The sequence below is a fragment of the Cohnella baijiui genome (genome assembly GCF_020731285.1).
In the GTDB taxonomy this organism is placed as follows: domain Bacteria; phylum Bacillota; class Bacilli; order Paenibacillales; family Paenibacillaceae; genus Cohnella.
Genome location: NZ_JAJFOW010000001.1, coordinates 102,708 through 129,540, shown reverse-complemented (window position 1 = coordinate 129,540; position 26,833 = coordinate 102,708). Strand labels below are relative to the sequence as shown.

Annotated in this window: 22 protein-coding genes; 17 read left to right on the top strand and 5 right to left on the bottom strand. The window is 60.4% G+C overall.

Annotated features, from left to right (window positions below; all coding sequences use genetic code 11):
* Positions 1 to 114: 114 nt before the first annotated feature.
* The 5 genes from LKX83_RS00560 to LKX83_RS00540 all read left to right on the top strand — a co-directional run bounded on the left by LKX83_RS00560 (position 115) and on the right by LKX83_RS00540 (position 6,379).
* The gene (locus LKX83_RS00560; protein ID WP_227879832.1) at positions 115 to 573 is read left to right on the top strand and encodes a DUF1801 domain-containing protein; all 459 of its coding nucleotides are present in this window, start codon (positions 115 to 117) and stop codon (positions 571 to 573) included.
* Between the two features lie 198 nt (positions 574 to 771).
* On the top strand, positions 772 to 1,464 hold the full coding sequence (gene sdaAB / locus LKX83_RS00555; RefSeq protein WP_227879828.1) for an L-serine ammonia-lyase, iron-sulfur-dependent subunit beta: 693 nt from the start codon (positions 772 to 774) through the stop codon (positions 1,462 to 1,464).
* Positions 1,461 to 2,351: an L-serine ammonia-lyase, iron-sulfur-dependent, subunit alpha gene (gene sdaAA, locus LKX83_RS00550; protein WP_227879826.1), complete on the top strand. Its 891-nt coding sequence runs from the start codon at positions 1,461 to 1,463 to the stop codon at positions 2,349 to 2,351. The genes sdaAB and sdaAA overlap by 4 nt, the downstream gene beginning before the upstream one ends.
* Positions 2,352 to 2,498: 147 nt before the next feature.
* Complete coding sequence (locus LKX83_RS00545) at positions 2,499 to 3,599, top strand: Gfo/Idh/MocA family protein (protein WP_227879824.1); 1,101 nt, start codon at positions 2,499 to 2,501, stop codon at positions 3,597 to 3,599.
* Positions 3,596 to 6,379 (top strand): alpha-L-rhamnosidase, encoded by a 2,784-nt coding sequence (locus LKX83_RS00540; RefSeq protein WP_227879822.1) that lies wholly within the window; start codon positions 3,596 to 3,598, stop codon positions 6,377 to 6,379. Before LKX83_RS00545 ends, LKX83_RS00540 begins: the two co-directional genes overlap by 4 nt.
* A gap of 59 nt (positions 6,380 to 6,438) precedes the next feature.
* Here LKX83_RS00540 and LKX83_RS00535 read toward each other — a convergent pair whose 3' ends face one another.
* Positions 6,439 to 6,894 (bottom strand): MarR family winged helix-turn-helix transcriptional regulator, encoded by a 456-nt coding sequence (locus LKX83_RS00535; RefSeq protein ID WP_227879821.1) that lies wholly within the window; start codon positions 6,892 to 6,894, stop codon positions 6,439 to 6,441.
* Positions 6,895 to 7,180: 286 nt separating this feature from the next.
* On the opposite strand from LKX83_RS00535, the gene LKX83_RS00530 reads away from it, so the two are divergent.
* From LKX83_RS00530 to bshB2, 5 genes are all read left to right on the top strand, one after another.
* Positions 7,181 to 9,154, top strand: a complete 1,974-nt coding sequence (locus LKX83_RS00530; protein WP_227879817.1) for a Na+/H+ antiporter — start codon at positions 7,181 to 7,183, stop codon at positions 9,152 to 9,154.
* 200 nt (positions 9,155 to 9,354) lie between these two features.
* Positions 9,355 to 9,702 (top strand): ArsR/SmtB family transcription factor, encoded by a 348-nt coding sequence (locus tag LKX83_RS00525; RefSeq protein WP_227879815.1) that lies wholly within the window; start codon positions 9,355 to 9,357, stop codon positions 9,700 to 9,702.
* Positions 9,703 to 9,801: 99 nt separating this feature from the next.
* A complete protein-coding gene (locus LKX83_RS00520) occupies positions 9,802 to 10,323 on the top strand; it encodes an SRPBCC family protein (protein WP_227879814.1) in 522 nt (173 codons plus the stop codon).
* 218 nt (positions 10,324 to 10,541) lie between these two features.
* The gene (locus LKX83_RS00515; protein WP_227879811.1) at positions 10,542 to 10,886 is read left to right on the top strand and encodes a YojF family protein; all 345 of its coding nucleotides are present in this window, start codon (positions 10,542 to 10,544) and stop codon (positions 10,884 to 10,886) included.
* 19 nt (positions 10,887 to 10,905) lie between these two features.
* Positions 10,906 to 11,559, top strand: a complete 654-nt coding sequence (gene bshB2 / locus LKX83_RS00510) for a bacillithiol biosynthesis deacetylase BshB2 (protein WP_227879810.1) — start codon at positions 10,906 to 10,908, stop codon at positions 11,557 to 11,559.
* A gap of 109 nt (positions 11,560 to 11,668) precedes the next feature.
* Here the strand turns inward: bshB2 and LKX83_RS00505 are convergent, their stop codons facing one another.
* Entirely contained in the window at positions 11,669 to 12,823 is a 1,155-nt protein-coding gene (locus tag LKX83_RS00505; protein ID WP_227879809.1) for an AI-2E family transporter, read from the bottom strand.
* Positions 12,824 to 13,015: 192 nt separating this feature from the next.
* On the opposite strand from LKX83_RS00505, the gene LKX83_RS00500 reads away from it, so the two are divergent.
* The 6 genes from LKX83_RS00500 (at position 13,016) to LKX83_RS00475 (ending at position 19,011) form a co-directional block, all read left to right on the top strand.
* A complete protein-coding gene (locus LKX83_RS00500; RefSeq protein WP_227879807.1) occupies positions 13,016 to 13,420 on the top strand; it encodes a RidA family protein in 405 nt (134 codons plus the stop codon).
* Between the two features lie 51 nt (positions 13,421 to 13,471).
* Complete coding sequence (gene rnz / locus LKX83_RS00495; protein WP_227879805.1) at positions 13,472 to 14,428, top strand: ribonuclease Z; 957 nt, start codon at positions 13,472 to 13,474, stop codon at positions 14,426 to 14,428.
* Positions 14,429 to 14,603: 175 nt separating this feature from the next.
* Positions 14,604 to 15,059 carry a GNAT family N-acetyltransferase gene (locus LKX83_RS00490; RefSeq protein WP_227879803.1) on the top strand — a complete coding sequence of 152 codons (456 nt, stop codon included), beginning with the start codon at positions 14,604 to 14,606 and terminating at the stop codon, positions 15,057 to 15,059.
* Between the two features lie 342 nt (positions 15,060 to 15,401).
* On the top strand, positions 15,402 to 16,136 hold the full coding sequence (locus LKX83_RS00485; RefSeq protein ID WP_227879801.1) for a hypothetical protein: 735 nt from the start codon (positions 15,402 to 15,404) through the stop codon (positions 16,134 to 16,136).
* Between the two features lie 12 nt (positions 16,137 to 16,148).
* On the top strand, positions 16,149 to 17,837 hold the full coding sequence (locus LKX83_RS00480; RefSeq protein ID WP_227879797.1) for a substrate-binding and vWA domain-containing protein: 1,689 nt from the start codon (positions 16,149 to 16,151) through the stop codon (positions 17,835 to 17,837).
* A 34-nt stretch (positions 17,838 to 17,871) separates the two neighbouring features.
* Positions 17,872 to 19,011 carry a toxic anion resistance protein gene (locus LKX83_RS00475; RefSeq protein WP_227879793.1) on the top strand — a complete coding sequence of 380 codons (1,140 nt, stop codon included), beginning with the start codon at positions 17,872 to 17,874 and terminating at the stop codon, positions 19,009 to 19,011.
* Between the two features lie 86 nt (positions 19,012 to 19,097).
* Here LKX83_RS00475 and LKX83_RS00470 read toward each other — a convergent pair whose 3' ends face one another.
* The 3 genes from LKX83_RS00470 to LKX83_RS00460 are packed head-to-tail and all read right to left on the bottom strand — an operon-like array spanning position 19,098 to position 22,547.
* The gene (locus LKX83_RS00470; protein ID WP_227879792.1) at positions 19,098 to 20,156 is read right to left on the bottom strand and encodes a Ger(x)C family spore germination protein; all 1,059 of its coding nucleotides are present in this window, start codon (positions 20,154 to 20,156) and stop codon (positions 19,098 to 19,100) included.
* Entirely contained in the window at positions 20,153 to 21,217 is a 1,065-nt protein-coding gene (locus tag LKX83_RS00465) for a GerAB/ArcD/ProY family transporter (protein WP_227879790.1), read from the bottom strand. The genes LKX83_RS00470 and LKX83_RS00465 overlap by 4 nt, the downstream gene beginning before the upstream one ends.
* Entirely contained in the window at positions 21,210 to 22,547 is a 1,338-nt protein-coding gene (locus tag LKX83_RS00460) for a spore germination protein (RefSeq protein WP_227879788.1), read from the bottom strand. Before LKX83_RS00460 ends, LKX83_RS00465 begins: the two co-directional genes overlap by 8 nt.
* Before the next feature lie 375 nt (positions 22,548 to 22,922).
* On the opposite strand from LKX83_RS00460, the gene LKX83_RS00455 reads away from it, so the two are divergent.
* The gene (locus tag LKX83_RS00455) at positions 22,923 to 26,771 is read left to right on the top strand and encodes a discoidin domain-containing protein (protein ID WP_227879786.1); all 3,849 of its coding nucleotides are present in this window, start codon (positions 22,923 to 22,925) and stop codon (positions 26,769 to 26,771) included.
* Positions 26,772 to 26,833 lie beyond the last annotated feature (62 nt).

Here is a 26,833-nt window from a genome sequence, read left to right as displayed (position 1 = left end):
CGCCAATGCCCCTACGATAAAGGTGCGCGTATCTTCCCGCCCTTGCAGATAAGGGTTCGTCCAGGCGGGGAGGCGGCGCTATCCCAGCCATGGACGCGAAAGGATGAAACGACGATGACCGATGATCCATCGAAGAAGACCCGCCAACTTCCTGCAGCCGAATCGAACGACGCGACAGGGACCCGGCAGGTCGAAGCGTTCCTCGAGACGCTGGAGCACCCGTTCAAGGCCGAGATCGAGAACCTCCGTGCGTTGATTCTCCAATCGCGCGAAGGGATCTCGGAGCGGATCAAATGGAATGCGCCGAGCTTCTGCGTCGGCGGAGACGACCGGATCACGATGAATTTGCAGGGGAAGGGCTTTTTTCGCCTCATCTTCCACTGCGGCGCCAAAGTCCGAAAGCCCGCCCCAATCGCCCCTATCGTCGACGACCCGGCCGGATTGCTGGAGTGGGCGTCGAACGACCGGGCCATTCTGAAAGTGACCGGAAGCGCGGATCTGGAGGCGAAACAAGCGTCTATCGCCGATCTCGTGCGCCGATGGATTGAGGAAACGGCTCCGCATGCAGATTGATTTCGCGTGACGTCGTCGGATGACCGGAGCGTTGGCTTGGACGAGTTGTTTCTGCTTCACGCCAGACCGCTCCCCCGATAGGCGGAGGCGGTCTGGCGGCGCTTAGGCGAAACAACGCGCATGGATTTACGCGAAGCGGCCAAAGCGGTAGACTTAGGGAAGCAAGAGCGGTAAGCAGCGCAAACAGGAGGCCCCAACATGAGGTTTAAGGATGTATTCTCCATCATCGGTCCGGCGATGATCGGTCCGTCCAGCTCGCATACGGCAGGTGCGGCGCGTCTTGGCCGCATTGCCAGACAGCTGCTGGCGGAACCGCCGGTCCGGGCCGACATTACCTTCTACGGCTCGTTCGCCGATACGTACCGGGGTCACGGGACCGACCTCGCCGTCGTCGGCGGGTTGCTCGGCTACGATACGGACGACGATCGGATTACCGACGCGTTCGCGCACGCGAAAGACGAGGGCCTGGAAATCGCGATCGGCAGGGGCAGCATGGCGGCGATCCATCCCAACACCGTGACCATCCGCCTGAGCGGGACAGGCGGCACGATGGAAATGACAGGCTGCTCGATCGGAGGAGGCAATGTGGCGGTGGCGGCCGTGAACGGATTCAGCGTTAGCTTCTCCGGCGTCTCTCCTACCTTGGTCATTCAACATACGGATCGCCCGGGCACGATTGCGGCGATCGCGACGGCGCTGGAGCACGGGGGCATCAACATCGCGACGATGACCGTCGACCGCAAAGGCCGCAACGGCGAAGCCATGTCCGTCCTGGAGACGGACCAGCCTGCCGGCGAGGACGTGCTGGCCCGGCTTCGCGAATGGCCGGCCGTGCTGGATATCCGCATCGTATATCTCGCCGGGGAAACACCGAAGGAGGGGCGCGCGTGAATTTCGCTACCATTGCGGAGCTGGCTGCCCGCTGCGAAGAGGCGGGCCAAACGATCTCCGCCTATATGCTGGCGCAGCAGTCCCTGGAGTCCGGCCGATCTCCCGCGCAAGAGCGGCAGCAGATGGCCGCCTACTATGACATCATGAAAGAAGCTGTCCGGCGGGGGATTACGACGGATACGACCTCCCGCAGCGGCTTGACCGGCGGCGACGCGCGCCGCGTCATGGCGATGCTCGACGGCAGCGGCGGCGATACGAGTGCCGGCAGCCACGCGACGCGGGCGATGGCATATGCGCTCGCCGTCTCGGAGGTGAACGCGTCGATGGGGCGTATCGTCGCCACGCCGACCGCCGGGTCGTGCGGTATTTTGCCAGGCGTGCTCGTCAGCAGCCAGGAAAGGTACGGCTGGCCGGACGATCGCATGGTCGACGGCTTGTTCTGCGCCGGCGCGCTCGGCTACGTCATCGCGAACAACGCGTTCATCTCCGGCGCGGAAGGCGGCTGCCAGGCCGAGGTCGGCTCGGCGATCGCGATGGCCGCGGGCGCCCTCGTCGAGCTTCGCGGGGGCACGCCGATGCAGTGCGCGCATGCCGTCGGACTCGCGCTCAAAAATACGCTTGGACTCGTCTGCGATCCCGTCGCCGGACTCGTCGAGGTGCCGTGCATCGTGCGCAACGGCATGGGCGCAGTCAACGCGCTGGCGGCGGCCGATCTGGCGCTCGCAGGCGTGCGCAGCGCGATTCCCGCCGACGAAGTCGTCGGCGCGATGCGCGATATCGGCGCCGCGATGCCGGAGACGCTGCGCGAGACGGGCAAAGGCGGTCTGGCGGCCACGCCGACCGGCCAGCGGATCGCGGAGGCGCTGTTCGGAGAGGAGCGGCCCTGAGCCTTCGCCATTCTTGAAGAGGAGGCCTTCGCCAAGCAGGCGCGGCTGCCTCCCGCCTGACACACGTGCAGTCTCGCAAGTGAAGGGAAGGGCGATTGTTTCCCCTGACAGGGGAGTCGAATTTCAATTCTTGGAGGCGTGATGGTGATGGCGAATCGGATTTTGAACGTAGGTCTCGTCGGCTTGGGCGAAGTCGCCCAAGTCGTTCATTTGCCCGTTTTGGAAGCGCTGCCAGATCGATACCGCATCGCCGCCTTGTGTGACGTGTCGCCGGGGCTGCTGGCCTATATGGGGGAGAAGCATCGGATCGATCGTCTCTACGCCGACGCCGAGGAACTGGCCGCCCAAGCCGACCTGGACGTCGTCTTCGTCTTGAACAGCGACGAATACCACGCGGACTGCGCCGTTGCGGCGGCGAATCGCGGCAAGCACGTGTTGATCGAAAAGCCGATGTGCCTCACGTCGGCCGAAGCGGATCGCATCCTGGAGGCGCAGTCGCGCCACGGCGTGCAGATCATGGTCGGATACATGCGACGGTACGCGGCTTCGTTCGTGGAGGCGGTGCGGGAGATCGGCGGACTGGACCGCATTCATTATGCGAGAGTCCGGGATATTATCGGGCCGAATGCGTCCTTTATCCGGCCGACCAGCCGGGTCGTCGCGTTCGACGATATCCCGGAGGAGGCGAAGGCGGACCGCCGCAGCCGCGCCTTGAAGCTGGGCCGGGAGGCGACAGGACTGGAGCCGGAGTCTCCTTATTTCGACTTGTACCGTCTCTTATGCGGCTTGTCCAGCCACGATTTGTCCGCGATGCGGGAGGCGATCGGCATGCCTGTCGGCGTTATCGGCGCGAAGTATACGAATACGGACGGCTGTCCGTTCCTCTCGGTTCTGTTCGATTATGACGCGTTCTCCGTCGTATTCGAGACCGGCATCGACCGGCAGGGAAGATTCGACGCTCACGTAGAAGTGTACGGGACGCACAAGTCGGTAACCGTTCAATACGACACGCCCTACATCCGCCATCTGCCGACGAAGCTGATCGTGCGCGAGACCGCCGGCGAGCGTTACCAGGAGACGGTCGCTAGGCCGACCTGGACCGATCCTTACACGTTGGAAATGATCGAGCTGCACAACGCCATCCTACATGATCTGCCGCCGAAGACGACCCCCGAAGATTTCAAGCAGGACCTGGCCATTTTCCGGATGATCATCGAAGCGTTGAAGTCGGGCGGAAGGGCGTCATGACGGCCGCGGGGTTCGCCGGCCATGCAGGCGGGATGCCGCCGATCGCCGTGCGCAGCTTGCGGGTAAATGGCCTCGCGTCGCCGCTCGGACTGGACGATCAACACATTCGATTCTCCTGGCAGATGGAAAGCCCGATCCGCGGCTATGTTCCCGCCGCCGCCCGCGTCTGGGTGGCGACCGAGGAATCCCGCCTCGGCATTGGGCATGCGGACGTGTGGGACAGCGGCCCGATCGCCGGCGACACGCAGCAAGCCGACTATGGCGGGCCGCCGCTCGCCGGCGGCGCGAGGTATTGGTGGAGAGTCGCCGTATACGATGTCGAGGGACGAGAGGCCGTATCGCAGGCAGCCTTTTGGGACACCGGTCTGCGCGCGGAGGATTGGCGCGCCCGATGGATCTGGAAGCCCGGCCGCATCCGACAGAACGATTTCGCCTATTTGCGCAAGGAGATCGAGATCGGCCCCGAGGTCGCGTACGCCAAGCTGTTCGTATCGGCGCATCACGTCGCCCAAGTATACCTGGACGGGGTGCGTATCGGAGGTTATGGATCGCCGGCGCCCACGCATCCTTGGAAACGGAAATATTACCTCGCATACGACGTGACGGAGCGGCTGCAGCCAGGCGTCCATGCGATTGCCGCCATTGCGCACTACCTCGGCGGGAGCGGACAAAATTATGTAGACGGCGTTCCGGGTTTTCGCCTCCAGCTCGAAATCGTTTATGCGGACGGCGAGCGGACAAGCTTCGGGACGGACGCTACCTGGGAGTCGCTCTCCTCGATTCCGCATCGGTGCGGGACTTCCTACCAACAAAACCGGCGAATATCGGCCATCGAGGATTATGATGCGCGAGAGCGCGATCCGGCCTGGCTGGAAGCGGGCTTTCGGGCTCCGGGCAGAAGGCGGGCGGTGGCGGCGCCGGCCGAGACAGATGCGTGGCCGATGCGGTGGCAGACGATCCCGGAGGGCGCGATCGAAGAGGAGATCGTGCCGATCGCCGTTTCGTCGCGAGAGGAAGCGAGGGTGGCGGGCCCAGGCGAACCGCCTGGCAGAGCTGCGAGTTGGCAGGTGTTCGATGCCGGGAAAATCGTTTCCGGCTGGCCGCGGATTTCGCTGCCAGGGGTTAGGGATGTCACGATCCGACTGCGGTACGCAGAAGAGCTGAACGAACTAGGACGGGTTAAGCACCAGGTCTGCAACGAGCGGTCGGCGCACTACTACGATCAATATACGATGCGCGGGGATGCGAACGAAACGTGGGCGCCGGATCTGTCCTACAAGGCTTTCCGGTACATAGAGGTAACGGGGTACCCGGCGGCGATCGTCCCGGGCGAACAGCTGCGGATCGTGTCCGCGCACACCGACGCTCCGCTTCAAGGGCGCTTGGCGACGTCCAGCCGTCTATTGAACGACATGGCTCTGGCGTGTTATCAGACGCAGAAAAACAACATGCTGGGTCAGCTCGTGGATTGTCCGCATCGCGAACAGGCGCAATACTTGGCGGACTCCGACCTGCAGGCGGAGTCGCTTTTATACAACTTCGACGCCCGCCATCTGCTGGAGAAGGTTCTCGCGGACTTTGCCGACGCGCAGCGCGAAGACGGCACTTTTCCCTTCGTCTTTCCGTCGAATCCCGATCATCCGGAATTCAGCCTTCAGATTCCGGAGTGGGACCTGCACTTCTGTACGCTCCTATGGAAACATTACGAATTCTATGGCGACGAACGTGTGCTGGTCCGCTACTACGAGCCGGCAAGGCGGATGGTCGACTATTTCCTCGGCATCGCATCGGCGGAGACGGGGCTCGTCCCGTTGGACAAAGGCTGGCATATCAGCGACTGGCCGTATCCGACGGTCGACCACGAGAGCGAATTTCTGACCACGCAGCAGATCAAGCTCTACGGGGCGGCGCGCATCGTGGCCGAGCTGGCGGGGATCGGCGGCCGAATCGCCGATTCGGTGCATTACCGGACGAGGGCCGAGACATTGAAAAGGAGCATTGTCGCCCATCTATACGACGAGGAGCGTCGGCGATTTCGCGACGGCTACGGCTCCTCTCGGCATCATCAAGGGGTGAATGCGCTCGCCCTGCACACGGGCCTCGTGCCGGCGGATGATCGGGATGCGGCGATCGATTTTGTCGCCGGGACGCCATGGGAGGCGAAAACCGTCCTATCGCTTCCGCTGCTGCGCGCACTGTTCAAGGGCGGCCGGCAAGAGGCGGCGTATCGCATCCTAAGCCGGGAGGAATATCCAGGCTGGGGTTATATGATCCGGCAGGGAGCGACTACGATGTGGGAGGGCTGGGACGACATCGAGTCGCACTGCCATGCCTGGAACGGCTATCCGGTCCGGCTGCTGCAGGAATATATCGTCGGCATCCGTCCTGCGAGCCCCGGGTTCGCTTCGGCGACGATCGAACCGTATCTGCCGCCGGACTTGTCATTCGCGGAAGCGGCCGTTCCGACGGTGCGCGGTGAAGTGGCGGTTCGGTGGGAACGGAAGAAGGAGGGGAGAGGCGTCCGGCTGGCGCTGCGCCTCCCGACGGGTATGCGCGCCGTGCTCGTGTTGGGGCCATCTACGGGCGGCGCGCCGGAATGGCTGCGACTCCTGGAAGGCGCTCGAACGATCTGGTCCGAGGAGGGATACGCGGCCGGCGTCCCCGGGATTGTCCGCGCCCTCCCCGGGCCGCGCGGCTTGGCCGTCGAGCTGCTCTCGGGCGATTACGCGTTCGATATTTTCGTCCATCCCGACGCCGAAAAGGAATCAAAAGAAGCCTGAGCGATCAGGCTTCTTTTGATCTTCGCAAGTGGGTGATGGGCGCCGGAAACGACGCTCCGTTAACGCTCGGCTTCGCTGATCTGCTTGAAATAGTCGATGGAACGGCCAAGCAATTGGATCAACTCTCGGCTCTGCTCCTCTCCCAAGTAATCGATTAGCCCCTGAAACAAGCCGACCAGCACTTCGCTCGCTTCCCGGGCGATCGATTCTCCCGTGTCCGTCAGTCGAATTTCGGCGATCCGTCCGTCCGACGGATGAGCTGTCCGGACGACGTGTCGCTCGCGGATCAGGCTGTTGATCATCTGGGTGACGGTGGGGGAGGTCACCCGGAGCCGTTTGCTGAGCGCCGTGACCGTGATCGGCTGTCCGTCTTCCGCGGCCTCCCTTATGGCGACGAGGACGCGGACCTCGCTTGCCTTGAGCCGCCAGCTCGTCAGCTTATGCCAGTCCAGCTTGGCCAACCTGGAAAAGTGACCCATCAGTTCGTGCACGGGATCTAGCCGATCCGGCGTCATGCCATTCACCTCTATCGGAAACTTGAAAAGAAAAACGAAACAAGATACACTCAAGTAGATAGGTTACCTACCTAATTATATGATTTTCTCATGGTCGCTTCAACCCTATGGCCCCGGCCGTCGCCAGTTGGAGCAAAAGGCTCCAACTGCAAGCCCGATCGGCCTCGGCCGCCACACTTGATGCTTGCCGCTTGTCGCTGGGCGGGCGTGCATGCATGGTTATCTTTCGCCGGACGAAGGGAACAATACGCTTACTTTGCTATATTTTTCAAAGGAGCACAACCGCATGGAGCTGTTCAACACGATCCTGATCCTGCTCGCGCTGATCGGGGCGTCCAACGTCATCAACCATAAGATTCCTTTCGTCCCCGTACCGCTCATTCAAATCGCGCTCGGCAGCGCGATTCCACTCCTGGCGAGCGACTTCCGCCTGCATCTGGAGCCGGAGCTGTTTTTCGTGCTATTCATTGCGCCGCTCCTTTACAACGACGGCAAACATACGCCGCGCAGCGAGCTGTGGCGGCTGCGGGTGCCGATCCTGCTGCTCGCGGTCGGCCTCGTCTTCGCGACGGTGTTCGTCGGCGGTTACTTTATCAACTGGATGATCCCATCCATTCCGCTGCCCGTCGCGTTCGGTCTGGCCGCGATCCTGTCTCCGACCGACGCGGTGGCCGTCGGCGCCCTGGCCGGGCGGATTCATCTGCCCAAGCGGCTCATGCATCTGCTCGAAGGCGAAGCGCTGATGAACGACGCCTCCGGCCTCGTCGCCTTCAAATTCGCCATCGCCGCGGCGGTGACGGGCGTCTTCTCGCTTTCCAAAGCGAGCGTCAGCTTCCTCGTCATCTTCCTCGGGGGCCTCGCCGTCGGTGCCGTGCTGGCCGGACTCATCACCGGCTTGCGCACAATGCTGCGGCGGGCGGGGCTGGAGAACGAGACGATGCACATGCTCATTCATATTCTGACGCCCTTCGCGCTCTTTCTGATCGCCGAGGAGCTGGGGTTGTCCGGGATCCTGGCGGCGGTCGCCGGCGGCGTCGTTCATGCGGTCGAACGCGATCAGGCGCAGAAGATCAAATCCCGTTCGCATGAATTGTCGGACAATACGTGGACCATCATCGTTTATTTGCTGAACGGTCTCGTCTTCGTCATCCTAGGCGTCCAGCTGCCGGACGTCTTCCGCGAAGTGTTCGCGGACTCCGCCCATAACAATGTCCAAGCCATTGGCTTCGCGCTGGTCATTTACATCTTGCTGATCGGGATGCGGTTTTTGTGGGTGTACGCGTATTCCCGTCTGCATCCCGGCAAAAAAACGAAGTTTTCCTTCAAAATGCTGGCGATGACGTCCTTATCCGGCGTGCGTGGAGCGGTCACGCTGGCCGGCGCCTTCACGATTCCGCTTGTGCTCGATAACGGCGCGCCGTTTCCGGAGCGCAGCCTCGTGATCTTTCTTGCGGCGTTCGTGATCTTGTTCTCGCTGATCGCAGCGAGCATCTTCCTGCCGATGCTCGCGAAAAACAAGATCGACGAACGCGAGGACGACAACGCCAAAAAGGAGCAGGCGGGATACGTGGCGCTCATGCGCGCCGCCATCCAGGCGGTCCGTCACGCCACGACGGAGGAGAACAAGGACGAGGCCGCGATCGTCATCGCCGAATACGATCGCTGGATTCGCCAGTTCCAGCTCCGCAAAGGACGGCAGCGCAGCGACGAGCAGATCGCCCTGCGTCTGCAGGCGCTCGGCATCGAAAAAGAGACCGTCCGCCGAATGGCCGCGGAAGGGGCGATTTCGGAGCGTCTTGCGCAAATATGCCTGCAAAACGCGGATGAAATCGAGAGGATCGTCGCCGGAAGGGTTCGCATCGGGAGCGTGTTCTTCAAACGGCTATATCGCATGATCAAACATGCGTTCAAAAAAGAAAGGGACTTGTCCGTCGTCGACCGCCGTGCGATGAAAGGAATCAAGCTCCGTACTTGCGAAGCGGTTATCGATGCGTTCGAAAAGGAAGATGCGGATTCGACGCCGAAAGCGGCGGCCGACGTCATCCGCCATTACCGCTTTGTCCGGGAGAACCTGTCGTCTCCATACCCGACTTCGCGAGGCGACGAGAAGGTCAAGCGGGATCTGCAATGGATCGCCATCCAGGCGGAGCGGGACGAGGTGCAATGTCTCTACGACCGCAACGAAATCAGTCGGGAAGTGGCAAACAGTTTGCGGCGCGATATCCGCAACCGGGAAGCATCCATTCTCCAGAGCGAGTAAACCGGCCGAAGTCCGTTCCCCCGAGGCGGTTGATGCCGGCGCTCGGAGAAGCATCCGCGTTCGGGGGAGCGTAGCGCCATTTTCGTTTGATCAAGCCATCGGCCCGCGCAAGTCGACGCGGTCCGTTTTTTTTATTTGAATATTCCGTTGAACGTATATTCTTTTTGTGGTATATTGGTTAAGGAAAGGGGGCGAGACGGATGGACCCACCCCACGGCAAACCGCGCCTGAACGCGGCTACGCTGAGTGCGCTCGCCGATCCGAACCGCTTGCGCATCGTGGAACTGTTGCGCGCCGGACCGCTCGCCGTAGGGGAGATCGCCGAGCGCCTCGGACTGCATCAGCCTCAAGCCTCCAAGCACTTGCGCGTCCTGGGGGAAGCGGGACTTGTCACGGCGCTGCCGTCGGCCAACCGCCGCATCTACCGGCTCCGTCCCGAGCCGCTGCAGGAGCTGGATGCGTGGCTGTCGTCCTTCAGCCGGACGTGGGTCGATCAGCTCGACCGGCTGGACGATTACCTGGAGCGGCTGCGGCCGCCGGACGGATAACGACGCCGTTCCAGCCTCGCTCCGCATCGGCGTCGGTTCTCCCCCTCGGGACGATCGGAGATAGGTATCCCTACCTTATTTCGAATGGAGGTAATGAAAATGAACGACCGTAGTGCAGCTAACGCAACCGAAACGGAATTGGTTCTGACGAGAACCTTCGATGCGCCTCGAGAGCTGGTGTTCAAGGCGTTTACGGAGGCGGAGCATCTGAAGTATTGGTGGGGACCGAAAGGCACATCCCTGACCGTAGAAAAGTTCGACCTTCGGCCAGGCGGGATCATGCTCTACAGCATGCAGCCCGAGTCGGGACCGAAAATGTGGGGCCGGTTCGTTTACCAAGAAATTGTGACCCCGGAAAAGGTCGTCTTCGTCAACTCGTTTGCCGACGAAAACGGCGAACTGGCGCCAAATCCGTTTCAGATTCATAACTGGCCGGAGGAGATTTGGAACGTTTGGACGTTCGAGGAACAGGGAGACCGGACGATCTTGACGCTGCGGGGACGTCCTCTTCGCGAAACGCCGGAGGGGAACGAAGCCTTCCGCGGCATGCACGACAGCATGAAGCAAGGGTTCGGCGGCACGTTCGAGCAGCTCGAAGCGTACCTCGCTTCCATCCTGTAAGCCGAAATTCTCGGATTCGATCCCAACCCTGCCGGGCGCGCCCGGCAGGGTTTTTGCATGGCCTCGTCCTCGTTCTGAGCAGAACCGAGCGAGCCGGCGGGAATAAAGAGTGGCAAATCCTCGCACTGTTTATATCGAAGGAGGGAGGAAGTGTGTTAAACTAGTCCTATGCGCAGCACGAGCTAGCCCATGGAAGACTGTGCCGGGAGGTATGACGTATGAAGCCCATTCAGAAAGATGCCGTGCAGCAAAGGCTTGAAAGCTTGGCGCACCAGGAACTTTATCTTCATCTGGAAATGACGACCGGCGCCTATGCCGCGCACTTCGACGAGACGAAGCATCCGGCCGCGACCTTCATCACCAACGCTCGCGTTCGCTATGCCCAAGGCTCGATTTCCGGCAGCGGACCTTTCCGGGTCGGACTCAAGATGCCGGAAGGCTGGGTCTACTCCGAAGGGCTGACGCATTACGCCGAGGAAGACCCGGACCGGCTGATTCTGGCCGGCCACGACGCCCAAGGTAAGTTGGTCGTCGCCCTGCAGCTCGGCCGGGAGCCGTTCTAACCGAAAGGAGGCATTTGCGATGCATGCTCGCATTCTCGTTATCCTGCCGCATCCGGACGACGAAGCGTTCGGATTGTCCGGCACCCTTGCCAAGTATATTAGCCAAGGCGCGCAAGTGACATACGCTTGCCTGACGCTGGGAGAGATGGGGCGCAATATGGGCGTTCCGCCTTTCGCGAACCGGGTTACGCTGCCCGCGATCCGCAAAGGCGAGCTGGAGGCGTCCTGCAAGGCGATCGGCATTCAGGACTTGCGTCTCCTCGGCTTCCATGACAAGACGATCGAATTCGAAGACCAGGACAAGCTCGACGCCCAGATCGATGCGCTCATCCAGGAGGTTCAGCCGACGCTGGTCGTCACCTTTTATCCCGGATACAGCGTTCATCCCGATCACGACGCCTGCGGAGCGGCGGTCGTCCGGACGATCGGGCGGATGCCGGCCGAGCGGAGGCCGATCGTTTATTGCTTGGCGTTTTCTCGGGATCACGAGGCGCATATCGGTCAGCCGGACGTCGTAGAGGACGTATCGGATTACTTGGCGCAGAAGATGGCGTCCATTCAAGCTCACAAATCGCAATTTCAAGCGCCGGAACTGCTGGGCAGCAAAGCGCTCGAAAACGTGGAGCTCCTGGCGCGGTTCGGCGCGGAGCGATTCTGGACTTATCCGTATTAAGTTCGTTTTTCGCCCATTTGCTCGGATGGCTCCGGGAAGCTCGAAAAAAGCACCCGCTTGGGTGCTTTTTTTTAGTCGGAGCGGCAGCGTTGCGGCCGTGAGCGATCGCTCAAGGAACGATCTCTTCGGACGACTCGGGATAAATGCCGGACCGTCGCTTGAACCAGCGGAACAGATGGGTGGCGAACACCTTGAGCACGGCATAGCCGGGGACGGCAAGGATGATGCCGATAATGCCGAACAGGTGACCGGCCGTCAGGATGACGAAGATGATGGTAATCGGATGAATGCGCATCGTCTTGCCCATGATTTGCGGGGAAATGAACTTGCCCTCGACGAGCTGGACGATCGTCCAGATGACGATCATCTTCAGCAGCATGATCGGAGAAGTGACGGCGGCGACGATCAGCGCGGGCGTGATCGCGATCGCCGGCCCCAGGTAGGGAACGATGCTCGTGCAAGCGGCAGTGAGCGCCAGGACCATCGCATAATCCAAGCCGATGACCAGATAGCCGATATACAGCAGGAAGCCGATGCAAAAGCTCACGATGATCTGTCCGCGGATGTAGGAGCTGATCTGGTCGTTGATCTCGAGCATGACCCGGAAGGAGCGCGGGCGCAGAGCCGGCGGCAGAAAGTCCAGGACGAACGGCGCCAGCTTGCGGCGATCCTTCAGCAGGTAGAACAGGATAAACGGCACGGTAATGATCGAAACGACGGTTTCCGTGATCGCGCCGACGACGCCGCCCAGACTGGTCCAGGCGTTGTTCAGGACAGAGGTGAAACGCGCGGATACTTCGTTCGTCAGGTGGGTCGTATCGAAGCCGAGCGACTGCTGGAGCTGGTTGAAGAAGTCGCTGCCGAGCCATTCTTCGATGCGCAGCTGTACCAGGACGCTGTACTCGGGGAAATGCTCGATCAGGCTTTGGATCTGGTTCCGCAAGAGAGGTACGACGGCGACCACGATCAGCGTCACAATGCCGACGATGAGCAGGTAGAGCGCGAGGATCGAGTAGACGCGCTTCACGCCTCGCTTTTCCAAGTATTCGACGATCGGATTGAGCAGGTAATAGGCGACGACGGTTAGGACGATCGGCAAGGCGACGGTCTTGATCAGAACCGCGATCGGATGAAAGATAAACGAGATCTTGTTCAGCACCATGATGTTGACGCCGAGGAGCAATAGGACCAGCAAAAAAGAGATCACGCGGTGGTTCACCATCATGTCCCGCAAACGTTCCGACCACAACCGACTGCTAGGCATACGAATAACCATCATCCTTTCTGACCGAGGCCAAAGGGGCTTCTCTATGTGTTTATATACGGCGATATTGTCCAAATGAGTCACAAATAAGCGGGACGCCGTCTATGAAATCAAGCTTTTCCGAGTTGGAGGCACTTTATGAACGGTCCGGCGGCTTGGCCTCCGGCATCGCATATCGAGGGAGAGAGCGAAATGGTCCATGACAACCTTATCCATTATAACAGTCCGGCGACGATGCCGCCTGCGAACGGATATTCGCATGTCGTCGAAGCAAGGCAGGGACGCACGATATACATCTCCGGCCAGGTCGCGCTCAATGCGGCCGGCGAGCTCGTCGGACCGGGAGATCTCGCAGCCCAGACCCGGCAGGTGTTCGAGAACATTCGCGCGGCGCTCGAAGCGGCTCGTGCCGACTTCCATGACGTCGTCAAGCTGACTTTCTTTTTGACCGACATCGCGCAGATTCGGACGGTCCGGGAGATTCGGGACGAATACGTCCAAACCGCCAAGCCGCCCGCCAGCTCGGCCGTCGAAGCGAGCAGGCTCGTGGACGAGCGCTTTTTGATCGAGATCGAAGCGATTGCCGTTGGGGTATAATAGTTCTATTCTTGCCGATCGCTGGAAGAACGGCACCATGGAGGCGTCCATATGAACCTCATGTTCCTGGGCACGAGCGCCGGGCGTCCGACGACGGAGCGGAACGTCACCTCGATCGCGCTGCTGTTCCCCGAGCACCAGCACCGCTATTGGCTGTTCGACGCGGGAGAGGGCACGCAGCATCAGATGCTGCGCGCCAAGCTGAAGCTGAACAAGCTGGAGCGGATCTTCATTACGCATCTCCACGGCGATCATCTCTACGGGCTCCCGGGCTTGCTCAGCTCGCGCACCTATTACGAAGGCGCGGGCAAGCTATCCGTTTACGGCCCGCCGGGCTTGCGCGCCTATCTGGCGTGCGTGTTCCTGCAAAGCGGCGCCCATCTGAACTACGAGCTGGAGATCGTCGAGATCGCGCCGGGCCCGATCGCGATCGGGGACGACGACTTCGACGTGGTCGCGGACGAGCTCGTTCATCGGGTTCGCAGCTTCGGCTACCGGGTCGCGGAGCGTCCGCGTCCCGGGCCGCTGAACCTGGAGCTGCTGGCCGCGCTCGGCCTCCGGCCGGGTCCGCTTTTCGGCAAGCTCAAGCGCGGGGAAGACGTCACGTTGCCGAACGGCGAGACGCTGCGCGCCGCCGAAGCCGTCGGTCCGCCCGCGCCCGGGCGGATCGTGACGATCCTGGGCGATACGACGCCGTGCGAAGCCGTAGGAAATCTGGCCCGGGACGCGGATCTGCTCGTCCACGAAGCGACCTTCGGCGCGGGTCTGGAGGAAAAGGCGGCCGCCTACGGGCACTCGACCATGCTGCAGGCTGCACAGGCTGCAGCCGACGCCGGGGTTGGGCGGCTCGCCGTGACGCATATCAGCGGCCGGTACGACGATGCCGCCGTCGCGCAGTTGCTCGACGAAGTCCGGGACGTCTTCCCCGACATCGTCGCGGCCTCCGACTTTCTCGAGCTGTGCGTCGCCCCGCGCGGCACCAAGCGCGATCGCACGCGGGAACCGTGACGCCGCAGGATTCGCTGATGCGGCTAGGTGCGCTCCCCCGGAAGGGGCTGTCCCCAGTCATCTCTGATGATGGGGGACGGCCCCGTTTTTTCATCGATCATCTGGCGCCATTGTCGAATGGATACTATAATTGATGTCAGGAATGATGACATAAAGAGTATCGGGAGTGAGCGGGATGCAGATCAAGGTTGACGACTTGGACGGCAGCGAAATCATCGAGCTGCTGGAAGAACATATGCGCAGCATGTACGAGCATTCTCCGCCGGATAGCGTCCACGCCCTTGACCTATCGGGCCTCAAAAAGCCGGAGGTGACGTTCTGGACCGCATGGGAGGACGGATCGCTGCTTGGCTGCGGAGCGCTGAAGGAGTTGGACGAGTCGCATGGAGAGCTCAAATCCATGCGTACGTCGGCGAGGCATTTGCGCAAAGGCGTCGCCCTGGGGGTGCTGACGCATATTATCGGCGAGGCCAGGCGGCGCGGCTATCGGCGGATCAGCCTGGAGACGGGATCGATGGCGTACTTCGAGCCCGCCCGTCGGCTGTACGGGAGGGTCGGCTTCCGCGAATGCGATCCGTTCGCCGACTACGAGCCGGATCCGAACAGCGTGTTTATGACGATGGAGCTTTGAAGCGAGAGTAGCCCGCCGAGCCGGCGGGCTTTTTTCTGTCTCCGGCCGGATCAAAGGGATGGACCGACCCGCTTCCCCAACATTCGCCAATTCTTTTTGCCGGACGGCAAGGATATGGCAGGATCATGTCGAATATGAAAATGGTGCCGGGCTTTCCAACGCCGGACCCTACCCCGGAATCATGCGTATTTCCTTTTTGAGGCCAATAGACTATAGAACGAAGCGCCTTTTGGAAGGAAAATGAAACATTCCGTCCCGATCCCCCGTAATCCACCTTAAGGAAAGCGAAGCGGTCGCCGGTCCGACGCCCTACAGAATAGAACCAAGAAGGAGCAAGCGAACATGGGTGCCAAATTCATCAAATTGCTCGTTCTCGTCATCGGGATCGCAGCCGTCGATATTATCGTTCTCTCGCCGGGAATGGTCGGCTTGCGGATCGGCGAGAGCGCGATGCAGACCGCGGCGGGAATCACGCTGCTCGTCGCGAGCGCCCTGCTCCTGCTCTACGCCAGCTACGCCATGCTGTTCCGCCAGCCGGCCGCCGTAAAGGTTCGCGAGATCCAGTCGCGCGATGATTTCGAGCAGGCGCTGTCGCGCTTTCGCCGCGTCAAGCCGCTGGAAGGCGATATCGCGCTCGCGCTGTCGCAGATCGAACGCATGGACAAAAAGCAGGAGACGCTGCGTTCGGCGCTGGGTCAGCGCTTCGCGCCGGGGGAGCTGAGCTACGGCAAGTTCGCCTCTGTCATCGAAGAGGTGGAGAAGCTGTTCTACCTGAATATCCGCAGCGTCCTGAACCGGCTGAACGTCTTTGACGAAGCCGAGTACCGCAGCATCACCGCGGGCGGATCGTCCCGGCTGCCGCCGCAGCTCCTCGAAGAGAAGGCCGCGCTCTATCAGGCCCATCTGATCTTCGTCAAGCAATCGCTCGCCACGAACGAGGAAATGCTGCTCAAGCTGGATAAGCTGCTGGTCGAGATTTCGCGCCTCGACGGCATCGAACCGGGGGACATCGAAGGGATGCCGGGGATGCAAGAGATCGACGCGCTCATCAAGCAAACCAAATTCTACAGACAGTAAGAGGTGCCGAACATGCCCAAAGCCGGTAAATTTCTGCTCTTATCCCTTGTGATCTTGGCCGTCGTCTTCGGCCTCGTCTACTACGGCGTCAACCTGACTTCCAATCTGGGCAAATCGAAGTCCCAGGTGTCCGCAGAGGACGCGGGCAAACGGCTGAGCAAGCTGTACAAGGACATTCGCGTCGGCACGGCCGAACCGATCAAGGGTCAGATCGACCTCGATCCGATCGACGTCGCGTCGTCGCTCCCGGACATTTCCAAGTTCCCGGTTACCGTCGAGCCCACGACCGGGACATTCGTCGAAATCTTCTCCTCCACGGAGAAGTCGGGGACCGGCGTGGACGGCTGGCTGACCGAGGTGGCGACGGCCTTTAACCAATCCAAGCCGACCGTGAACGGGCAGCAGGTGTCCGTAAAGATTCGCAACATCGCCTCCGGCACCGCCACGGACTACATCAAATCGGGAAAATACGTTCCGGACGCCTTCACGCCTTCGAACGAGCTGTGGGGCGAAATGGTCAAGGCGAGCGGCGTCAAAACGACGCTCGTGTCGGAGCGGCTCGTCGGGAACGTCCCCGGAATCGTGATCGCCAAGGCGAAGTACGACGCGCTTGTCGACAAGTACGGTTCGGTTAACGTCAAGACCGTCACCGACGCCATCGCGAACAACGAGTTTTCGATGGGCTACACCGATCCGTTCGCCAGTTCGACGGGGCTGAACTTTCTGGTGACGGCGCTCAGCACGTTCGATAGCGCCAATCTGCTCAGCGACAAAGCCGTTCAAGGGTTCGAGAAGTTCCAAGCCAACGTGCCGTTCATCGCGTCGACGACCATTCAGATGCGCGACGCGGCCAAGTCCGGCATGCTGGACGGCTTCGTCCTCGAATACCAGACGTACTTCAACGCGGCCGATCTGAAAAGCGGCTACGTGTTCACGCCGTTCGGCGTGCGGCACGACAGCCCGCTGTACGCGCTGGGCGACTTGCCGAAGGCGAAGCTCGACATCCTCAAAGCATTCTCCGATTTCGTCACCCAGGACAGCTACCAGAAGGCCGCCGAGAAAAACGGCTTCAACCAATTGAAAGACTACAAGTCGGAGCTCGCGCCGGTCGACGGCGGTCTGCTGTCCTCCGCGCAAAAGCTGTGGAAGGAAAAGAAAAACGGAAGCAAGCCGCTTGCGGCCGTCTTCGTCACCGACGTGTCCGGCAGCATGGACGGCGAGCCGCTGAACCGGCTCAAGGAGTCGCTGATGAAGGGGCAGAAGTACCTGGGCAAAGACAACGCGATCGGACTCGTCTCGTATTCGAGCAGCGTCACGGTCAACCTGCCGATCGCCAAGTACGATACGCTGCAGCAGTCGATGTTCGTCGGCGCCGTGAACAGCCTGCAGGCCGGCGGCGGCACGGCGACGTTCGACGGCATCATCGTCGCCTTGAAGATGCTCGAGGACCATCTCGCGGCCAATCCGGGCGAAAAGCCGATCATCTTCGTCCTGAGCGACGGGGAGACGAACGAGGGCTTGTCGCTGAACGACATCAAGGCGCTGGTCGAGACGTACCAGGTTCCGATCTACACGATCGGCTACAACGCCAACATCAAAGCGCTGCAAAGCATTTCGAGCATCAACGAAGCGGCCAGCATCAACGCGGATACCGACGACGTCGTGTACAAAATCGGCAACCTGTTCAACGTCCAAATGTAAGGCGATACGAGGTTCCCACTAAGGAGGAAAACGCATGTCATTCACGATGGAAGTCGCCAGCCCCGAAGAAATCAAAGCGGTCATCGAGCAGGAGGTGAAGCCGGTCCCCGAGGACGTCGCCAAGCTTCAGCAGATCGCGGACGACAACGTCTCCACGATCATGACGATCGATCTCGATTCCCTCGACAAACGCAAAGAAATTCTGCAGTCGATCGAGACGTTCGGCCTGAACACGATGAAATCTTCCTCGGGCAAAAACCAGCTGCTGCAAGTGCAGGTCGGCAACCTGTCCAAAACCGGCGACGAAGGCGGCATGGTGGCCAAAGGACTGACCGATCTGCATATGCAGCTGAAGGATCTGGACCCGAGCGTCATCGACTTCGCCAAGACCGGCTTCCTCGGCAAGCTGTTCAATCCGCTTCGCGCGTATTTTCTGAAATACCAGAAGGCGGACTCCGTCATCGCGGACATCGTCGTCTCCCTGGACAAAGGGCGGGTCACGCTGAAAAACGACAATACGACGCTTGAGATCGAACAGCAGACGCTGCGCGACCTGACCAAAAAGCTGCAAAAGGAAATCCAGCTGGGCATGATGATGGATCAGTCCATCGAAGCGCAGCTCGAAGCGGCCAAGCAACGGGAGGAGGACCCGGACAAGATCCGGTTCATCACCGAAGAAGTGCTGTTCCCGCTGCGCCAGCGGGTCATGGATCTGCAGCAGATGCTCGTCGTCAACCAGCAAGGCATCATGGCCATCGAAGTCGTCATCCGCAACAACAAGGAACTCATTCGCGGCGTCGACCGCGCGAAGAACGTCACCATCTCCGCGCTCAAAATCTCGGTTACCGTCGCCAGCGCGCTGTACAATCAGAAGATTGTGCTGAAAAAGATCGAGCTGCTGAACCAAACCACCAACGATCTGATCGCCGGGACATCCCGGATGCTCAAAGAGCAGGGAGCCGCGATCCACAAGCAGTCGCTCGAAACGAGCATCTCGGTCGATACGCTGAAACAAGCGTTCGCGGACGTGCTGTCTGCGCTTGATTCGATCAGCACCTACAAACAGGAGGCGCTGCCTAAAATGCGGGAGACCATCAATCAGTTCCGCGAGCTCGCCGATACCGGCGAACAGCAAATCCAGCGGTTGGAGAAAGGTCAAAAGCTGGGACTTTGACCGAAGCATGACGAATTCGAACGAAACGCATGAACAGATCCCGAGGAGAACCCCGCGGGATCTGTTTGTCGCTAGGAGCGCCGACGTTAGCGCTGCCTGCCCTCCTTGAAGTAAATGTTGTCGCGAATGTTGACTTTGACCGATAGTTCGAACTTCAGTTGCGGGAACCACTTCGTTTTCCATTCCTTGATTTGTCTCTCGTTCATCGTCGGGCGGAAGATCTGGCCGACGCCGAGGAAGTCGGAGTCGAGTCCGCGCATTTTGGCGACGATCTCGTCGCCTTTCTCGTCGATAAGCAGCCGAATCTCCTCTGCGATCTGCCGATTGGATAGGTTTCTTTTGTTTTCCGTCACGGCGACGTCCAGATAGACGTCGCTTTTGAGCTGCGGGCCAGACGCCGTCCAAGATTTGTGGTGGCGCATCTTGGCTTTTTTGATAATGACGGTCGTGTCTTTGGCCGCCTCGATCGTTCCTCCCGTATACTTTTCCAGGAAGATATTGTAGATCAACGTCTGCTCCGGCGTCATGGAGCCGACCATCTTGTTCTTCTTCATGATCGCGGAGCCCCTGAAGTCGTACAATGTGTCCGTCCCCATATGCACAATCGGATAGGCCAGATCCTCGGTGTAGGATTGGCTGCCCTTGAACGCTTCCCATATTCGTACAATGGAAACATTCGGCGTCCAGCCGCTCTCCTCGCTGAAATAATCGTAGGACGATATTTCCGGGGTCGGGCTGATCTGGTGGTGCAGCGTTTTGTCGAAGTCGCCCGTGACGATGGCCACCATGCCCTTGATGGAGATGTCGTTGGCCCGAATCGCGAAATCCATGACATCCTCCAAGCCGCTCTTTGCCATCTCCTCGCTAATCAGGAACAGCCGCAAATGCAGCAGGTCTACATGCTTTTCCGCTTTGGTGCGGATGAGGTCCAGCGCTTTGCTGATCGAGTCGGCCTCCTGTTGCAGGATTTGCGTCTTCCCGATGACGGAGGGAATTTGGAGCGTGATGGAGTAGTCCGCGTGCTTGCCCTTCGTAATGCCCATAACGACGGGCAAGTAGCGTTTGTTGATGTCGCGCACGTCCCAACAGCCGCACAGGAGGACGAGCGGGAGGAGGGCAGCCAGCACCCGCGTCATCCTTGTCATCCGGAAGACCTCCTTTTGTACCGTCCCAACAAGGCCAAGACGAGCGGGAGAACGATCATGCTGTAAAGGCACAGCGTCGCGCTCAACGCGAAGAAACGGTCCAGCATCTGCATGCCGTGGATGCGCAGGCTGAGGAAAAACATCGCAATGCCGACCAATCCCGCCAACCATTTGTCGCCCATGGGCAAGTAAAGCTTGCGAAGCAGCGTCAGGATCATCCAGATCCGAACGGACGATTCGACGATGCCCAGGGCGCTGGAGGAGACGACCGAGAACGTGGGCAGCCAATCGAAGATGACCCACTCGAGATCGACCGTGTCCGACGCCATCGTCACCGGGTATTGAAACCGTGCCGCCGTTTCCTGGCCGAAAATGAGCAGCGGCACGTAGACACTCGCGAATTGGAAGACGGTCACGAGCGCCATCGCCGGCCAGAGCTTGCGCAGCTTGACCGGCTTGCGCGAAGAGACCATGCCCAAAAACAAAAAGCCGGAGAAGGCGAACAGGCTCGTATAAAACGAAGGCTGCGCGAGGAACGCGGGATCGGACCGCCAGACGGGGAAAATGTTGCGCCATTCAAAATTGGAATAACTGATGAACATCGAGAACACCACGAAGGGCATGAAGGAGAGAAACAGCGCGGCGCCCAAACGGGCGATCGTCTGAATGCCTTTGACCGCGGCGTAAATCGGCAGCGCCATATACAACATCAGCACGGCCCATAGCGGCGTAGAGGGCAGCATAACGATGTTGATCTTGACGAGCTGATAGCGGCTCTGCAGAATGACATAAAAAAACAAAAACGCCACGAACGGCAGGAGAAGCGCCCTTGCCGCCCAGGCGCCTACCGTCTCCCGAATGATCTCGCCGATGTGCCGCCCGGGGAAAGCGGAAAGCCCCTTCAAATACAACCAAGCCAGCAGCAGCTCGAGCAAGCACCCGATCGCGATGGCTTCCCAATGCCCGCTCGAGGTTGTCTCGATCACCTTCGTCGCATAGAAAGACAGGATGGCGGCCAAATGGATCTGCACGAATAATGCGCCCAACAAACGCTTACTCATCCGCTTTCGATCCCTTCACGCTGAGACTGAGATAAGGCACCGTTAACGTTTTTAAGCCGGCAAAGTAAAGGAACATCCAAATGACGGCGACTTCGAGCCCCAAAATGCCGAAAGCGGCGCTGACGAACAGCACGACGTATTTGAAAATGCGGATGCCGATCGTATTCAAATATCCGGCGACCGTAAAATTCGCGATCGTCGAAGCCGCCAGGATGATGATGAGCAGGTTGCTGACCAGCTTCGCCTGCACGATGGCTTGTCCGAGAATAATGCCTCCGATCATCGTGATCGTCGGACCGATGCTCTTGGGCAAGCGGGTAGTCGCTTCGATGACCATTTCCAGGACGAGCAGCATGAGCAGCACTTCGATAAACGCGGGATAAGGGACGCCTTCGCGGCTTTTGGCGACCGAGAGGGCAAGCTGAATCCGCAGCAATTCCGGATTGACGGAGTTGAGCACGACGTAGAGACCCGGCATGACGATCGCGAAGACGATGCCGATCAACCGGATAAACCGGAAAAAAGCCAAATAAGTTTGCGGATAGTTGTGGTCCGTCTTGATGGACCAAACATCCCGGACGATCGCCGGAACCGCCAAAGCGTTCGGGAACTGATCCAAGAGCAGCACTGCTTTGCCGTCCAGCAAATTTTGAGCGGCTTCCTCCGGCAGCTCCGTCGAAACGTACGTGGCCACCAGCGCAAATCTGGGATGCCCCAATAGGCCGAGCAAATCGTCGACTTGCCGGATGTCCCGGCGCTTGTTTTGCTTCAAGCGGTCGTCCACCGCGCGGACGATCTCGGGGTTGGTCTCGCTCCGAAGATAGACCAGCGCGACTTCCCGGCAAGACGTGCTCCCGAGCGAATACTTGACGATCATCAAATCCTGCCGTTTCAGATTTTTGCGAAGGAGGCCGATGTTGATCTGAAGTTCTTCCGTAAAGGCGTCGTTGGCGCCCTGGATCCGATTCTCGTTTTCCGCGGACGAGACCGGCCGCGTGATGGCGGGAGGTTCCGCCTTGAACACCATGGGCTCGCCCGACTCCGGATGGCGGATGACCAGCTTGCCTTGCAGCAGGAGATGCGCCAGTTCCGTTAACGTAGGATCCGCGCGGAGCCGGTAGAGATCGGCTAGCTGCTCCAGTGCGCGAATGTCCGGGCGAAGGCCGACGAGGCTTTGATCCATCCGTTCCAGCGTCGCCGGGAGATCGACGATCGATTCGAACATATAGACGGCGACGGCCCGGCCTGCGATGACGGCTTGCTTGATGGCAAAGTCGGCGTTTCCCTGAAACTTCTCCACCAGCAGTTGTTCCCACCCTCGAGTTGCCATCCGCGCTCACCTGATCCCCTCTGGGTTGTTCTCGAATCCCTTTATGTGTTTCCCAGCAATCGGCTGCGCTATGCGGAAGCTGGCGATGCTGCCGATGATCGGATGAAACGCAAGGTGCATGGAATCGCCTATCATTCGCGTAAGATTGCTCCTCATCGGCCGGCCGGTCCAGTCTCTATAATGAAAAGGCGCGAAGGCAAACGAGGCGGCCTGGTCCTGCGTTCGCCTCGCGCGATCGGAGAAGAGGAGGGGATTAGGAAAAACGGGCTTTTTGGCAAGCGTTGAAAGCGATTAGAATTGGAACCGCTGTCATGGCACTTCGAAGTTCCTTTTGCTTTTCTCGCCGTGCAACCCATCGACAAGAGGAGGACTGTAATGCGCCATAAGTATATCGCCTGGTCGTTAATCGTGAGCATGCTGTTTACCGGCCTGATCCTGGCAATCGGTCCGTTCTCGCCGGCATCCGCCGCCGGCGGAACGAATCTGACGCCGGGCAAGACGATCACCGCAAACGGCCAATCCCAGAACTATGCGCCGAGCCATGTCAAAGACGGCGACGCCGGCACGTATTGGGAAAGCACGAACAACGCCTTTCCGCAGTGGATTCAAGTCGATCTAGGGTCCAGCGTCAGCATCGACCAGCTCGTGTTGAAACTGCCCGCCGGCTGGGAAGCAAGGACGCAGACGCTGGCGGTCCAAGGCAGCGCGAATGGGACGACGTTCGCGGATCTCGTCGCTTCGGCCGGTTACACGTTTAATCCGGCCAGCGGCAATGCGGTTACGATCAACTTCGCCGCAGCGAGCGCGCGATACGTCAAATTGAATTTCACGGCCAATACCGGCTGGCCTGCCGCGCAGCTCTCGGAGCTTGAAATTTACGGAGCGGACGGCGCGACGCCGACGCCGTCCCCGACGCCGGGCACCGATACGTATCAAGCCGAATCTGCCGCGCTGACCGGCGGGGCGAAGGTGAACACGGACCATGCGGGCTACGCCGGCACGGGGTTCGTCGACGGCTACTGGAACCAAGGGGCGACGACGACATTTACCGTCAACGTGCCGAGCGCCGGCAACCGTAACGTCACGCTGAGATACGGCAACGCGAATAGCGCGGCAAGTACGCTCAGCATCTACGTGAACGGCGCGAAAGCGAGAACGACGTCGCTGCCGAACTTGGCCAATTGGGATACGTGGGGCACCAAGACGGAGTCGCTCAATTTGAACGCCGGCACCAATACGATCGCTTACAAATACGATCCTGGCGATTCGGCCAACGTCAACGTCGACCAGATCACGATCGAGGCGGCAACCTCCACGCCGACGCCAACACCGACGCCAACGCCAACACCAACGCCAACACCAACGCCGACACCGACGCCAACGCCAACACCGACACCGACACCGTCGCCGGGAAGCAATATCGCGATCGGCAAGCCGATTACTGCCTCGTCCAACACGTATACCTATGTGGCGACCAACGCCAACGACAACGATACGAGTACGTATTGGGAAGGAGCGGGCAACCCGAGCACGCTGACGCTCGACCTGGGCGCCAACTACAACATGACTTCGGTCGTGCTTAAGCTGAATCCGGCCGCGGTTTGGGCTACGCGAACGCAAACGATCCAGGTGCTCGGGCACAATCAGGACACGACCACGTTTGCCAACCTCGTCTCCTCGCAGGCGTATACGTTTAACCCGGCTACCGGCAATACGGTGACCATTCCCGTCACGGCGACGGTCAAGCGGCTGCAACTGAACATCGCTTCGAATTCGGGCGCGCCCGCAGGCCAAATGGCCGAATTCCAGGTGTTCGGCGCGCCCGCTCCGAATCCCGACTTGACGATTGCCGGCATGTCCTGGTCGCCGGTGTCTCCGGTCGAGAACAACGCGATTACGCTGAACGCGACTGTGAAAAACATCGGGACCGACAACGCGCCCGCGACGACCGTCAACTTCTATCTGAACAACGAGCCGGCGGGCACCGCCGCCGTCGGCGCGCTCGCGGCGGGGGCGCAGACGACCGTGTCGGTCAATGCCGGCGCGAAAAACGCGGGCACCTATAGCGTCGGCGCCAAAGTCGACGAAAGCAACGCGATCATCGAGCTGAATAAGGACAACAATAGCTACACGAATCCGAACGCGATGACCGTGACGCCGGTGGCGAGCTCGGATCTCGTCGGCGCCGTCTCCTGGTCGCCGAACGCGCCCGTCGCGGGCAACGCGGTGAGCTTCTCCGTCAATCTGAAAAACCAAGGCACTATCGCGACGGCCGGTGGGGCGCATGACGTCACGGTCGTCTTGAAGAACGCCGCCGGAACGACGGTTCAGACGTTCAGCGGCGCGTACAACGGCGTCTTGGCCCCGGGCGCGTCCGCGAATATCGTCCTGCCCGGCACATGGACGGCCGCGAGCGGCAGCTACACGGTGACGACGACCGCGGTGGCGGACGCGAGCGAGCTGGAGAGCAAGCAGGCGAACAACGTCGGCACGACCAATCTGGTCGTCTACGGCCAGCGCGGCGCAACCGTACCCTACAGCCGCTATGACACGGAGGACGCCGACTTGGGCGGAGGCGCCGTGCTGCGGACCGCGCCTACGTTCGACCAGTCGCTGACGGCATCGGAAGCGTCCGGCCAAAAGTATGCCGCGCTGCCTGCGAACGGCGCGAGCGCGACGTGGACGGTGCGGCAAGGGCAGGGGGGCGCGGGCGTTACGATGCGCTTTACGATGCCCGACTCGCAGGACGGGATGGGACTGAACGGATCGCTGGACGTATTCGTCAACGGCGCCAAGGCCAAGACGGTGTCTTTGACGTCCTACTACAGCTGGCAGTACTTCTCGGGCGACATGCCCGGCGACGCGCCTAGCGCGGGCCGGCCGCTGTTCCGCTTCGACGAAGTCCACTGGAAGCTGGATACGCCGCTGAAGCCCGGCGATTCGATCCGCATTCAGAAAAACAACGGGGATAGCCTGGAATACGGCGTCGACTTCCTCGAGATAGAGCCTGTGCCTACTGCCGTTCCGCGTCCAACCAATTCCGTCTCGGTGACCGATTACGGCGCCGTGGCAAACGACGGGCAGGACGATCTGGCCGCCTTCAAGGCCGCCGTCAACGCCGCGGTCGCCTCCGGCAAAACGCTCTACATCCCGGAAGGGACGTTCCATCTGAGCGGCATGTGGGAGATCGGCTCCGCGAACAACATGATCAACAATCTGACCGTTACGGGCGCCGGCTTCTGGTACACGAACGTCCAGTTTACGAACCCCAACGCGTCGGGAGGCGGCATCTCGCTGCGGATCTCCGGCAAATTGGATTTCGGCAACGTGTATCTGAACTCGAACCTGCGATCGCGGTACGGCCAAAACGCCGTCTACAAAGGCTTCATGGACAATTTCGGCACGAATTCCGTCATCCACGACGTTTGGGTAGAGCACTTTGAATGCGGCTTCTGGGTCGGGGATTATGCCCATACGCCAGCCATCTACGCGAACGGGCTGACGATCGAGAACAGCCGCATCCGCAACAATCTGGCCGACGGCGTCAACTTCGCCCAGGGCACGAGCAACTCGACCGTCCGGAACAGCAACCTCCGGAACAACGGCGACGACGCGCTGGCCGTGTGGACCAGCAACACGAACGGGGCGCCGGCCGGCGTCAACAATACGTTCTCGTACAACACGATCGAGAACAACTGGCGCGCCGGCGGCATCGCCTTCTTCGGCGGCAGCGGTCACAAGGCCGACCACAACTACATCGTCGACTGCGTCGGCGGGTCCGGCATCCGGATGAACACGGTCTTTCCGGGCTACCACTTCCAGAACAACACGGGCATCGTTTTCTCCGACAATACGATCGTGAACTGCGGCACCAGCAAGGATCTGTACAACGGCGAACGCGGCGCGATCGACCTCGAGGCGTCGAGCGACGCCATTCGCAACGTGACGTTCACGAACATCGATATTCTCAATTCGCAGCGCGACGCGATCCAGTTCGGCTACGGCGGCGGCTTCGAGAATGTCGTGTTCAACAATATGACGATCAACGGCACGGGGCTGGACGGCGTGACTACGTCGAGATTTTCGGGCCCGCATCTGGGCGCGGCGGTATTCGCCTACACGAGCAACGGCGCGGCCACGTTCAACGGCTTGAAGACGAGCAACGTCGCGTACCCGGGACTGTATTACTTGCAAAACGGCTTTAAACTGACGATCAACAACTAGCGGATCGTCCATATACGAAACGAAAACGCCGAGACCTTGAACCCGGGGCGGAAAAGACCTCT

Bases quoted from the DNA above. Each gene is read 5' to 3' on its own strand.
- LKX83_RS00560 (WP_227879832.1), top strand. From the start codon at position 115: ATGACCGATGATCCATCGAAGAAGACCCGCCAACTTCCTGCAGCCGAA.
- sdaAB (WP_227879828.1), top strand. From the start codon at position 772: ATGAGGTTTAAGGATGTATTCTCCATCATCGGTCCGGCGATGATCGGT.
- LKX83_RS00545 (WP_227879824.1), top strand. From the start codon at position 2,499: ATGGCGAATCGGATTTTGAACGTAGGTCTCGTCGGCTTGGGCGAAGTC.
- LKX83_RS00540 (WP_227879822.1), top strand. From the start codon at position 3,596: ATGACGGCCGCGGGGTTCGCCGGCCATGCAGGCGGGATGCCGCCGATC.
- LKX83_RS00535 (WP_227879821.1), bottom strand. From the start codon at position 6,894: ATGACGCCGGATCGGCTAGATCCCGTGCACGAACTGATGGGTCACTTT.
- LKX83_RS00530 (WP_227879817.1), top strand. From the start codon at position 7,181: ATGGAGCTGTTCAACACGATCCTGATCCTGCTCGCGCTGATCGGGGCG.
- LKX83_RS00525 (WP_227879815.1), top strand. From the start codon at position 9,355: ATGGACCCACCCCACGGCAAACCGCGCCTGAACGCGGCTACGCTGAGT.
- LKX83_RS00520 (WP_227879814.1), top strand. From the start codon at position 9,802: ATGAACGACCGTAGTGCAGCTAACGCAACCGAAACGGAATTGGTTCTG.
- LKX83_RS00515 (WP_227879811.1), top strand. From the start codon at position 10,542: ATGAAGCCCATTCAGAAAGATGCCGTGCAGCAAAGGCTTGAAAGCTTG.
- bshB2 (WP_227879810.1), top strand. From the start codon at position 10,906: ATGCATGCTCGCATTCTCGTTATCCTGCCGCATCCGGACGACGAAGCG.
- LKX83_RS00505 (WP_227879809.1), bottom strand. From the start codon at position 12,823: ATGCCTAGCAGTCGGTTGTGGTCGGAACGTTTGCGGGACATGATGGTG.
- LKX83_RS00500 (WP_227879807.1), top strand. From the start codon at position 13,016: ATGGTCCATGACAACCTTATCCATTATAACAGTCCGGCGACGATGCCG.
- rnz (WP_227879805.1), top strand. From the start codon at position 13,472: ATGAACCTCATGTTCCTGGGCACGAGCGCCGGGCGTCCGACGACGGAG.
- LKX83_RS00490 (WP_227879803.1), top strand. From the start codon at position 14,604: ATGCAGATCAAGGTTGACGACTTGGACGGCAGCGAAATCATCGAGCTG.
- LKX83_RS00485 (WP_227879801.1), top strand. From the start codon at position 15,402: ATGGGTGCCAAATTCATCAAATTGCTCGTTCTCGTCATCGGGATCGCA.
- LKX83_RS00480 (WP_227879797.1), top strand. From the start codon at position 16,149: ATGCCCAAAGCCGGTAAATTTCTGCTCTTATCCCTTGTGATCTTGGCC.
- LKX83_RS00475 (WP_227879793.1), top strand. From the start codon at position 17,872: ATGTCATTCACGATGGAAGTCGCCAGCCCCGAAGAAATCAAAGCGGTC.
- LKX83_RS00470 (WP_227879792.1), bottom strand. From the start codon at position 20,156: ATGACAAGGATGACGCGGGTGCTGGCTGCCCTCCTCCCGCTCGTCCTC.
- LKX83_RS00465 (WP_227879790.1), bottom strand. From the start codon at position 21,217: ATGAGTAAGCGTTTGTTGGGCGCATTATTCGTGCAGATCCATTTGGCC.
- LKX83_RS00460 (WP_227879788.1), bottom strand. From the start codon at position 22,547: ATGGCAACTCGAGGGTGGGAACAACTGCTGGTGGAGAAGTTTCAGGGA.
- LKX83_RS00455 (WP_227879786.1), top strand. From the start codon at position 22,923: ATGCGCCATAAGTATATCGCCTGGTCGTTAATCGTGAGCATGCTGTTT.